This window comes from Vibrio genomosp. F10 str. 9ZD137, from assembly GCF_049974785.1.
Lineage (GTDB): Bacteria > Pseudomonadota > Gammaproteobacteria > Enterobacterales > Vibrionaceae > Vibrio.
In genome coordinates, this window is record NZ_JBNGCJ010000398.1 from 1 (window position 1) to 5,621 (window position 5,621).

Here is a 5,621-nt window from a genome sequence, read left to right on the forward strand (position 1 = left end):
TGTTGTGCTCGTAACCGCCACCTTCACCGTGACCTGGAACCTCGATACCCACTTCTGACATGTAAGCGTCGGCTTGCTTGATGTCACGAGCAAGTGCTTTACCCAGTAGGCTATCCGTGCCGAGTGCGCCACGAAGTTCTGCTGCTTCGTCGAAGTTAAGTAATAGTGGTTGATAGCTCATTTAAACTGTCTCCTGAGGGATAGCTTGGATTTCAACTGAATAGAAACCTGTCCAGTTGTAAGTTTTATCATTAATGATTATTTGATTATTGGTTGTCTCAGATGCATACGCATCGTTAGACAGTAGCAGAGTCACAAGAGATTTCTCGGTTTCAATCTCAACTGCGGATGCAGTATCTGTGTGACCCAGTAGTTTAATGTTTTTAACCTTACCGCGTGCATTGACTGACTGTTCGAACTCTTCGTTGAAATAGCCATGTGTCTCCACCACAGAAGCAAACAATGGGGTATCGCCCTTGCTACGTAAGATAAAGGCAGGCTCGCTGCGAAGGTTAAAGCTTGGATCATTGGCACCAGTGCGTGTGAAGATCACTTCACCGTTATCATTCGAGCTTGTGCCTAACCAAGTGTAATAGGTGTTGTTTTGCAGCCAGCTCACCAGTGCCGTTTCGTTGGCGTTACCTGCACCGACTTTCCAAAGATGCTGATAGCCAGCGTCTGAACCTAGTGTTTCAAGGGTTTTAAATGTCTCGTACTCAAAGTTGGTGCGGATGATTTGACCTTGATATTGATGAGAGTAGTCATATTGATGTTCACCCTCACCCTTGATGCGGTATAGATCGATAAGTAGCGGCGCTTCAAGCTCATCAAGAGTGAGAAGGAATGCGCTGCGCTGAAGGCCAAAGCCATCGTAGTGCTCGTTGGCAAAAGCGCTCATACCTTTGAGCTTTTCATCACTCACTTGGAAGAAATGTGGTGTACCACTAACGGAATCAGCGCGGTCTACATCAAAGTAGTTTTGGCAAGTTTCGTCAATCGTTATCGTGTTGTGAGCAATAGTTTGACGCGCATAGCCTGGATTTTCAGGTAAGTAACGGCCACCAAACTTAGGCTCGACATTGACCCAACGGCAGAAGCCGTATTCACGCAGCACTTCTTGGCCACGGTTAAACAAGGTAATGCCCAATGTATCAAAGTGACCATGCCCCATTCCATGCTGACCGTAATTCATGACTAACTGTGTGACATCTCCGTTTTTGTCCTGCATACGAACAAAGCCTTGTGCGCCTTGGTCGCCATTGGGGCCTTCAGTCAGCTCCATACTAGGCCAGTAAGGAAGGCCGATTTCGCGTTCAGCTTGCGCTTTTTCATAAGCTTGAGACACTTTAAGACCACATGGGTGCATCCACACACCACCTTGAATCTTAGCCATGCCAAGGATATTGTCGTCGAGCTCGTAGTGCGCACCGTAGATGCCTACAGCAACCTGTACGCCAGCGTCGTTGATGCCCATGCTTTGTGATGCGTCGTTTAGCGCAGGGAAAACACCGTTAGGGTAAGCAGTAGCAAGTAAGGCTTGAACTGTATTACCCACTACGCCGTTTTTGTAGTTGTAGATGTCTACTTCTGGCATATGGCGATGAATGATCTCAGCAAAGAGAACTAACGGACGGATCGTGAAGCGAGAATAATATGGGCCTTCAAGGTAGTAACCCGAGGGCGCAAATAGGTTTGAAACTTGATCTAGGAAACCACTGGTCGCTTCGCGGTCTTTACCGTAAACCGCCATCTCAAAGTATTCAGGGCGATTAATGGCCACGGCACAAGCACCAACAGCTGCAACGGCCCAAACGCCATGGTTATGAATATGGTCAAAACGGTGAGCGTATTTTTCAATGCTCATCTCAATCATAGGCACAAAAAGGCGGTCAACGATACGTTGGCGCTGTTCTTCGGTCATTGTTGAAGCAACACAAGAATAAGCAATACTAGAAAACAGTAGCCAGCCGTGTTCATTGAGGATTTGATGAAACAACCGACCTGTCGGATTAGTATTTTTTTGAATCTGGTAACCGAGTTCAAGATATTTGTCGGCATATTGATCGAGCAAGCTAACCACAAAGTCGGCGTACTTTTGATCTTTTGTAATCACAAAAAGGCGGCCGGCTATGTTCATATACGTGTAGTTATCTTTATGACGGTTGTGCTCATCGCTCCCACCATCGCCGTGACCAGGAACATCCAAGGGCAAACTCATAAATGATTCAAGGACTTCAATGTTCTTAGCGATCGCCTTACCCATTAAGGTAGGGCGCCCAACCTCTTGGTGAAGTTGATCGATTTCCTCACTGGTAAACAAAACAGGTTGTGTCGTCATGGTTGCCATCACCGTCAAATTAGAGTGTCAGTACAATACTCACCATAAAGTAATACAATATTACCGATATGAATAGTGCATCGTCACAAAACAATGATTAACGTCACAACAAGAGCACCAAAACCTAACGAATAAAGATTGCACAGTACCAAATCACACTGTACCGATGGCTTTCTGAGCTAAATATTAGAGGCATCACCTTGATGAACATCACACTATCTTAACTATATTGTATTACAATTGAATTTTATCTATTATGATACTTCACAATCAATATAGAACTCATAATCAGTTTTGGAGAACACCCATATGAATCCTTTCTTTAATATTCAAGAGACCCCTTGGGAAGAAGTTGGCGGTGGTATTAAACGTAAGATCGTTGGTTACACCGACGAATTAATGCTCGTTCATCTTTGCTTTGACAAAGGCGCTATTGGTGCACCGCACACTCACGATATTCATGACCAAATTGGTTATGTCGTAAGTGGAAGCTTTGAAGCTGAAATTGATGGCGTGAAAAAAGTACTCAAAGCTGGCGATGCTTACATTGCGCCTAAAAACGTGATGCACGGTGCCGTTGCCTTAGAGCAAGACAGCATTCTACTTGATGCTTTTTCACCGCTGCGTGCAGACTTCTTAAAATAATCTAGCGCAATGTCAGTTGCTAAGGTACTTACATGAAATCATTCAATATCGCGGTCATTGGCGAGTGCATGGTGGAGCTACAAACTAAAGAAGAAGGGCTTAAACAAGCATTCGGCGGTGATACCCTTAACACCGCACTTTATTTAACACGCTTAACAAAAGACCATAACATTAAAACCAGTTATGTGACGGCGCTAGGGCAAGATTCATTCAGCACCAATATGCTTAACGCATGGAATGCTGAAGATATTGATACTCGCCTTGTCAACCGCATGGATGACAAACAGCCAGGCCTTTATTATATTGAGACAGATAATACTGGCGAACGCAGTTTCTTTTATTGGCGCAATGATGCAGCGGCACGTTACCTTTTTGATCAAGACAACGCTTCTACGCTCATTGACTCCCTTATGGAATATGACGCGGTGTATTTAAGTGGTATCACATTAGCGATTTTAACCGAGAATGGCCGTAACGTTCTATTCCATTTCTTAGAGCAATTTAAAGCGAAAGGTGGTCAGGTTTTCTTCGACAATAACTACCGCCCTAAACTGTGGGCGACTCAAGAAGAAGCACAAACTCAATACACTAAAATGCTAAGCCTAACCGATACCGCACTGCTGACCTTCGACGACGAGCAAGAGCTCTATGGCGACGATGATGTAGAGCAATGTATTGATCGTACAGCTAAAGCGGGTGTAAAAGAGATCATAATCAAGCGTGGTGGAGATGACTGTTTAGTTGTCGAAGGTGGCAATGCTTCTTACGTTTCACCAAACAAAGTGACATCAATTGTCGATACAACCGCAGCGGGCGATTCGTTCAGCGCAGGGTTCTTAGCAAAACGTTTGTGCGGTGGTAATCCACGTGAAGCGGCTTTTGCTGGTCATTGTGTCGCTGGTACTGTCATTCAGTATCAAGGCGCGATTATACCAATTGATGCAATGCCAGACCTTTCCTTATAATTTTTAGCTGGGCTGGGTTAAATACCTGGCCCCAAACAGACAAGAGAATACAGTCATGACAACACTAAATGAACAGTTAGCTAACCTGAAAGTCATTCCCGTTATCGCAATCAATAAAGTGGAAGACGCTATTCCACTAGGCCGCGCTTTAGTAGAAAATGGGATGCCTTGTGCTGAAATCACATTACGCACAGAATGTGCCATTGAAGCCATTCGTGTGATGCGTCAAGAATTCCCAGATATGCTGATCGGTTCTGGTACCGTGCTAACTAATGAGCAAGTTGATGCTTCTATCGATGCTGGTGTTGACTTTATTGTTAGCCCGGGTTTTAACCCGCGTACCGTTCAGTACTGCTTAGACAAGGGCGTTGCCATTGTCCCTGGCGTTAACAATCCAAGCCTCGTGGAGCAAGCAATGGAAATGGGCCTGCGTACTCTTAAATTTTTCCCTGCTGAGCCTTCTGGTGGTGTGGGTATGCTAAAAGCACTAACGGCCGTTTACCCAGTGAACTTTATGCCTACAGGTGGTGTGAGCCTTAAGAATGTAGACGAGTACCTTTCAATTTCTTCAGTGCTTGCCTGTGGTGGTACTTGGATGGTTCCGACAAAGCTTATGGATGAAGGTAAATGGGACGAGCTTGGTGAACTGGTTCGCGATGCAGTGAAGCACGTTAGTTAAACGTATTCCTTTCTCCTCATATTTGACAAACGAGCCAATTGGCTCGTTTTTATATATGGAAAATAAGCGAGATGACGAAATTTTTAATGTCCCTGACTCATCTTTTTCGAAACAAACTTTTTCTGAACTGCCTGCTTATGAGCACGCTGTTTTTAAGAAGCCTGTAACTAAATTTTTCTAGCACATAAACACATTGAGTGACTCAATGATAAAAGGTCCAGTGAGTAGCGCTTTCTGTCGACACACTTTACTCACGAGGATACATACATAATATTGTAGTATTATACCTCTACCGTTCATTGTTAAACTTCGTCGCGTTATATGTTAAATCCTTTGCTGCATGACTTTAAATCCATCTATCTCGTATGATTTAGCTCAACCTTTTCCGTAAAAACATGAGAAACCGATCACGATTAAGGCTTATTGTAGTACAAATAAAATCAAATTGGAGTAATCTAGACAGCAGTTAATTATCAAACCTAAAAGGCTGTAAAAATGACTATCGAAACTCTTGTTGTTCTTGCCTACTTCTTTTTCTTAATCGCTATTGGTTGGATGTTCAGAAAATTCACAACATCAACCAGTGATTATTTTAGAGGGGGCGGTAAAATGTTGTGGTGGATGGTAGGTGCAACTGCATTCATGACACAATTTTCAGCATGGACGTTTACCGGAGCCGCAGGACGCGCATTCAGTGATGGCTTTGTCATTGTTATCCTCTTCTTAGCCAACGCATTTGGCTACTTCATGAATTACATGTATTTCGCACCGAAATTTCGCCAATTACGTGTTGTTACAGCCATTGAAGCCATTCGCCAACGTTTCGGTAAAGCTTCTGAGCAAGCATTTACTTGGGCCGGCATGCCAGACAGCCTTATCTCTGCAGGCATTTGGCTAAATGGTCTTGCCATCTTCGTTGCTGCGGTTTTCAACATTCCGATGGAAACCACCATCATTGTCACAGGGCTTGTTCTTGTCGCCATGGCGGTAACGG

6 protein-coding genes are annotated in these 5,621 nt (G+C 44.2%); 4 read left to right on the top strand and 2 right to left on the bottom strand.

Annotated elements, in window-relative coordinates; translation table 11 throughout:
- Positions 1–181 (bottom strand): hypothetical protein (locus ACP45E_RS09050; protein WP_141707268.1); only part of this gene is annotated, 181 nt, incomplete at its 3' end.
- A complete protein-coding gene (locus ACP45E_RS09055) occupies positions 182–2,338 on the bottom strand; it encodes a heparinase II/III domain-containing protein (RefSeq protein ID WP_026026488.1) in 2,157 nt (718 codons plus the stop codon).
- Between the two features lie 309 nt (positions 2,339–2,647).
- Between ACP45E_RS09055 and ACP45E_RS09060 the strand changes: the two genes are divergently transcribed.
- From ACP45E_RS09060 to ACP45E_RS09075, 4 genes are all read left to right on the top strand, one after another.
- Positions 2,648–2,983, top strand: coding sequence for a cupin domain-containing protein (locus tag ACP45E_RS09060; protein ID WP_017033516.1), 336 nt, complete (start codon positions 2,648–2,650; stop codon positions 2,981–2,983).
- Positions 2,984–3,015: 32 nt separating this feature from the next.
- Entirely contained in the window at positions 3,016–3,948 is a 933-nt protein-coding gene (locus ACP45E_RS09065) for a sugar kinase (RefSeq protein ID WP_017037069.1), read from the top strand.
- 55 nt (positions 3,949–4,003) lie between these two features.
- Positions 4,004–4,627: a bifunctional 4-hydroxy-2-oxoglutarate aldolase/2-dehydro-3-deoxy-phosphogluconate aldolase gene (locus ACP45E_RS09070; protein WP_017037068.1), complete on the top strand. Its 624-nt coding sequence runs from the start codon at positions 4,004–4,006 to the stop codon at positions 4,625–4,627.
- Positions 4,628–5,122: 495 nt separating this feature from the next.
- Positions 5,123–5,621, top strand: a 499-nt coding sequence (locus tag ACP45E_RS09075; RefSeq protein WP_426510961.1) for a sodium:solute symporter family transporter, incomplete at its 3' end; no start/stop codon positions are given.